The 5,187-nt window shown below is 33.7% G+C and carries 6 protein-coding genes and 1 pseudogene; 6 read left to right on the plus strand and 1 reads right to left on the minus strand.

Annotated elements, in window-relative coordinates:
- Positions 1–164: 164 nt before the first annotated feature.
- The 5 genes from B5D12_RS09895 to B5D12_RS09915 all read left to right on the plus strand — a co-directional run bounded on the left by B5D12_RS09895 (position 165) and on the right by B5D12_RS09915 (position 3,691).
- Positions 165–776 carry a DUF5052 family protein gene (locus tag B5D12_RS09895; RefSeq protein WP_078756647.1) on the plus strand — a complete coding sequence of 204 codons (612 nt, stop codon included), beginning with the start codon at positions 165–167 and terminating at the stop codon, positions 774–776.
- A gap of 448 nt (positions 777–1,224) precedes the next feature.
- A complete protein-coding gene (locus B5D12_RS09900; RefSeq protein WP_078756648.1) occupies positions 1,225–1,425 on the plus strand; it encodes a cold-shock protein in 201 nt (66 codons plus the stop codon).
- Between the two features lie 524 nt (positions 1,426–1,949).
- Positions 1,950–2,150: a cold-shock protein gene (locus B5D12_RS09905; protein ID WP_071408769.1), complete on the plus strand. Its 201-nt coding sequence runs from the start codon at positions 1,950–1,952 to the stop codon at positions 2,148–2,150.
- Positions 2,151–2,570: 420 nt separating this feature from the next.
- Positions 2,571–2,933 (plus strand): ATP-binding cassette domain-containing protein, encoded by a 363-nt coding sequence (locus B5D12_RS10330; RefSeq protein ID WP_268762624.1) that lies wholly within the window; start codon positions 2,571–2,573, stop codon positions 2,931–2,933.
- 557 nt (positions 2,934–3,490) lie between these two features.
- A complete protein-coding gene (locus B5D12_RS09915; protein ID WP_078756648.1) occupies positions 3,491–3,691 on the plus strand; it encodes a cold-shock protein in 201 nt (66 codons plus the stop codon).
- Positions 3,692–4,045: 354 nt separating this feature from the next.
- Here the strand turns inward: B5D12_RS09915 and B5D12_RS10755 are convergent.
- A pseudogene (locus B5D12_RS10755) lies at positions 4,046–4,519 on the minus strand (transposase); the annotation flags it as partial.
- A 290-nt stretch (positions 4,520–4,809) separates the two neighbouring features.
- Between B5D12_RS10755 and B5D12_RS09925 the strand changes: the two are divergent.
- A partial coding sequence (locus tag B5D12_RS09925) for a helix-turn-helix domain-containing protein (RefSeq protein WP_143412097.1) occupies positions 4,810–5,187 on the plus strand: 378 nt, incomplete at its 3' end.

A 5,187-nucleotide genomic window follows, 5' to 3' on the forward strand; every position in this document is an offset into this window, starting at 1 on the left:
TGATGGGGTGCCAGTCAACCATCCCTTAGTGTCTTTAAACGGTTGGAGATATGACATCGTTTGTACAACCACCATGTTTAGGACAAACTCTCTATTTTAACAGAGAGTAGTTGATTGAAAACATGGTATGATAGATTTAAGAACAATAATCAGGAGCGTGAATCATGAAAAAATCCTATTTTAACAAAATTACTGTGCTATTAGTCTCAGTGATATTATTATCAGGCTGTCAGGCAATCAGTGAATTTATCTCGGGTTTTAAACAAGATTTTATTGGTTTAACAATGACAGTGCAAACATATGATGATACAGCGCAAGTAATCGATTCAATCACAGGTAAATCTGTATCGATTGAACGCGAAACAGAATTTGATTCGACTAATCATGAAGGTGATTCCAATAGCGATTCACATGTTTTAAATATTCAAATTGGTGGCCATACGATGACTCATGTTGGCTCGTCTTTAATCGCAGCCGAAACAGGATTAAATGACTTAACGATGGAAATTCTTAATAAGGTAGAATTATATGATTCGCGTTCGAATTTACCATTTATTTCTCGTATGCAAAACCAATTAGGGCAATCTTTCTTTGGTAAGAAAAAGACGGTATTAATCCGTAGTCAAAATGGGACTCCATTAGCCGTGTATTCAGGTAATAATGTTTCTTACTTTAAAACTGATGTACCAAAATCAACCGGCTTAATCGTCGATGGGAAATACTTATTTATTTACCGTTGTGATTATACCATCTATGACAATGCTTTATTAAAATAATTCAGTTTCTTTATGGAAAGCTGCTTAACGACTATCATCAAATCGTTGAGCGTTTTTTTGTAGAAGGGCTTGAGAGAGTGGGGAAGGATGGTTGGTTATGTGTTTACGGTCTTTTGTACACAGCTTATTTTCATTATATCGGAGTGGAGAAGGGGAGTTGAACATGCGTGCACCTCAAATCTGTGAATTTTTCCCAGTGTTATTTATGGCATTTACATTAAGATTATGATTTTTGAGTGAAAATATAGTGAAACTTTCAACATAAACCGTTCTTTTTTCAATTATTTTACAAATACTATATACAAGACTTAAAATAAGTGTTAAACTAAGTATGTAGTAAAGAAATTAATTAATTATATTTTTTCCATTCATTTGTAAATCATATCTTTAAATTTATTTTTGTTATTGCAATATCAAGTGCTTAAGAGGCACACAGGAGGATTTACACATGGAAAATGGTACAGTTAAATGGTTTAATGCAGATAAAGGTTTTGGGTTCATTACAGGACAAGACGGAAATGACGTTTTTGCACATTTCTCTCAAATTCAAGGTTCTGGATTCAAATCATTAGAAGAAGGCCAACAAGTGTCATATGACATTGAAAATGGTCAACGTGGTTTACAAGCGACTAACATCGTTAAACTTTAATATTAGATAACTTATCCACCTCAGCGAGTAAAATCGTTGGGGTGTTTTTTTGATGTTTCGGGGATTAATAAATTGAATTCGTCATTTTGAAGGGGTGATACTCTAGAAAGCAAAATTCATAGTGAACGAGTGAAATAGCCAAACTGAAAAGTGTTAAACTTCATAAGCATCGTATTTCAATTAATAAAAACACATTAATTAAATGCAAATGGGAAAAATACGTGGAAATTCTCTTTATAAACATTATGTTTTATGTAAGAATATTTTGGCATATCACAAATAATGGGAGCTAGAAGGGTGCTACCACACACTTTCGGAGGGTGTTTTCGTCTTAGTAATTTCTTAAGTTTTCAAATAAATATTAATAGTTGTATCTTTATATGAAAATCCATGTTATACTATAGAAGTAGTAAAGAAATCAAGCATTAAAATATTTTTTCCATTCAGTTGTAAATCATATCTTTAAAATTTGTTTTTGTTATTGCAATATCAAGTGCCTAAGAAGCACACAGGAGGATTTACACATGGAAAACGGTACAGTTAAATGGTTTAATGCAGATAAAGGGTTTGGATTTATTACAGGACAAGACGGAAATGATGTATTTGCACATTTCTCTCAAATTCAAGGTTCTGGATTCAAATCATTAGAAGAAGGCCAACAAGTATCATATGACATCGAAAAAGGCCAACGTGGTTTACAAGCGACTAACATCGTTAAACTATAATCATTAGATAACTTATCCACCTCAGCGAGTAAAATCGTTGGGGTGTTTTTTTGTGCTTTTTTAATCAATTAGGTGCATAAGCATTTTGACCAAAGGTACTGGCGGAAAAATAGTTTTCTATCAGTATCGGTTATTATTGAGTAAGATAATCTTTTGAATCAAATTATTCCTTAACCTGATGGTCATGTTTAATAATCGACTCCATCATTGTTTTTATGAAGTGAGTCAAGGTACGATAAATATTAATGGAATTCCCCTTTCAGATTATTCGATGGCGAGTTTACGATCAAAAATCGGGTTAGTGCAACAAGATGTTTACATCTATTCTACTTCGCCTATGAAAATATTAAACTAGCCAAACCTGATGCGACTCAAGAAGAAATTATTTAAGCAGCCAAACTTGCTAATGTAGATGAATTTATTTCGGAATTGCCAGATGCTTATCATACTATTTTAGGTAAAAAAGGGGCCAAATTATCGGGTGGGCAAAAGCAACGGATTAGTATCACCAGAATGTTATTGAGGAACCCGGAACTGATTATTTTAGATGAAGCTACGAGTTCTTTAGATAATGTGAGTGAGAAAATTGTGCAACAATCGATTGAGACCTTAACTAAAAACAGGACGACCATTGTCATTGCTCACCGCTTGTCCACGATTCGCAATGCTGATAAAATCTATGTTTTGACCGATAAAGGAATCATTGAATCAGGTTCACATGAGCAGCTGGTGGCACAAGCGAGCTATTATCGATATTTGTATGAGCAAGAACAGGTTGTTTAAACCGATTTTATAGTTGTAATTGCATGAATTACTTATATTCGCCTATTAGATGTAAAATAAGGTGGTTAGAGCATGGTCAATGGATGTTCTAATTCGTGGTCAATGGTTGTTACCAATTGAAAAGGATGGAATAGCAGTAAACGATGATCTGCTCTTCTGTTTGAATATCGGGTAAATATTTTGGTTGATCAGTCCGATTATTATCAAAGATGGATAGATTATGGTCCGGGTTTGAAGCATCAGGGATAAAAAGACTGGCTATAATGTGCTTGAAACATTATGTTTTACGTAAGAATATTTTGGTATATCACAAAGAATGGGAGCTAGAAGGCTGCTACCACTCACTTTCGGAGGGTGTTTTCGTCTTAGTGATTTCTTAAGTTTTCAAATAAATATTAATAGTTGTATCTTTATATGAAAATCCATGTTATACTATAGAAGTAGTAAAGAAATCAAGCATTAAAATATTTTTTCCATTCATTTGTAAATCATATCTTTAAATTTATTTTTGTTATTGCAATATCAAGTGCTTAAGAGGCACACAGGAGGATTTACACATGGAAAATGGTACAGTTAAATGGTTTAATGCAGATAAAGGTTTTGGGTTCATTACAGGACAAGACGGAAATGACGTTTTTGCACATTTCTCTCAAATTCAAGGTTCTGGATTCAAATCATTAGAAGAAGGCCAACAAGTGTCATATGACATTGAAAATGGTCAACGTGGTTTACAAGCGACTAATATCGTTAAATTATAATCACTGAATAAATAATCAAACACCTCATCGTTTTCTACGGAAAATTGATGAGGTGTTTTTTTGGCCTTGTGTAATTTATCATTGATAGAGACACTATTATAAATCTTGAAGCAAAGCTTTGAAATGATCAATCGTCGGCATTAAAATGTGTTTGTTATCATGTAAAAAATTAGCATATAGTTTTAATGTTGCTACTGTATCAGTAATTCTTAGAGAATCAGTACGTAGGGTAGGTCTAAAATTAGATAGTTTTTTAGTAAGATTGGTAGAAAAAAATGGAAAACTTGAATATCGAGAGATTTCCATAAATGTATCATTATCCTGTTGATATAAAAATTTAGCATTTGGAATGTTTTCTTCAATAATATTTTTCCAAATTTTTCTTGTAGAGCCACCTTGGATGTACATTTCAAGTATGGTTAACAGAAGATCCTTTTCATTTCTTTGATAGCGTTCAAAGATTTCTGTTGAAAACCTTCCATCTCTTGTTCTTGGCACTCTGAGGTTTAATGTTCCGAATAGTGTTGTGTAGTCACGGGGAGTGGGCAAGAAGTAGAAAATCAGTCGATTTTCGCTTCGTCTGCCCACCCCCGCACAGTTGAGTAGGTCCCAAGCAAGTCATTAAGACGCAGTTTGAGACCACTCAACCACTGCGCTTTGAAATAAATAGATATGTCTGAACAGAATTTAAAAAGTTTTTGCCCAGCCTAAAGTCATTCTATTGGGATCGCGTTGATAGGCTTCGTTATCTAAGTATTCATCCCGTTCTTTCTCCATCAGTTGATTAAATACCTTGGTTAGAATACTCTTAGACATGTTGTCTTTCACTTCTACGTCAGTTAAGTTTTAAATTACTTCTGGATTTAGTGTAAAATGAACTTGGGTCATTTGATTCCTCCTAGTTTGATTATTTTTCCTAAAAACATTGTGCCAGTTATGGAGGGATTAGTGCCCCTTTCTTTTTACACAATTATATGGAATTTATCAATTATTATTTTATGGCGGATTTTATAATGAAGTTAACCACTTCAAAAAATCCAATTAAATAAAAAAACGCCATGTGAATTTCATGTTATTATTGAAGTTACCACACTCTCAATAAATAAGGATGAAATCACATGACGCATACTAATTCTAGCACATCATCACATAAAGGCAAACATCTCACCTATGAAGAACGGTGTCAAATTTCAATTTTGGTACATGAAAACTATTCAAATCGTCACATTGCCAAATCCATTGAACATGCCCCACAAACAATCAACAATGAAATAAAACGTGGGACAATTCGTCAAATCCGTCGTCAAAAACAAGGGGGTAAAGTTTATACTTATACCTACCAGGTTTACGACCCAAAACTTGCACAATCACGCTATGAAGACTTACGTAAAAATTCAGGAAGACGTCCAAAATGGGTTGATTCCACTGACTTTATTGATTGGGCTGATCAAAAGATGTTAGAAGATGGATGGTCACCCGATACGGTGGTTGGTTTT

Origin of the sequence: Globicatella sulfidifaciens DSM 15739 (assembly GCF_900167405.1) — a bacterium.
Taxonomy (GTDB): domain Bacteria; phylum Bacillota; class Bacilli; order Lactobacillales; family Aerococcaceae; genus Globicatella; species Globicatella sulfidifaciens.

Bases quoted from the DNA above. Each gene is read 5' to 3' on its own strand.
- B5D12_RS09905 (WP_071408769.1), top strand. From the start codon at position 1,950: ATGGAAAACGGTACAGTTAAATGGTTTAATGCAGATAAAGGGTTTGGA.
- B5D12_RS09895 (WP_078756647.1), top strand. From the start codon at position 165: ATGAAAAAATCCTATTTTAACAAAATTACTGTGCTATTAGTCTCAGTG.
- B5D12_RS09900 (WP_078756648.1), top strand. From the start codon at position 1,225: ATGGAAAATGGTACAGTTAAATGGTTTAATGCAGATAAAGGTTTTGGG.
- B5D12_RS09915 (WP_078756648.1), top strand. From the start codon at position 3,491: ATGGAAAATGGTACAGTTAAATGGTTTAATGCAGATAAAGGTTTTGGG.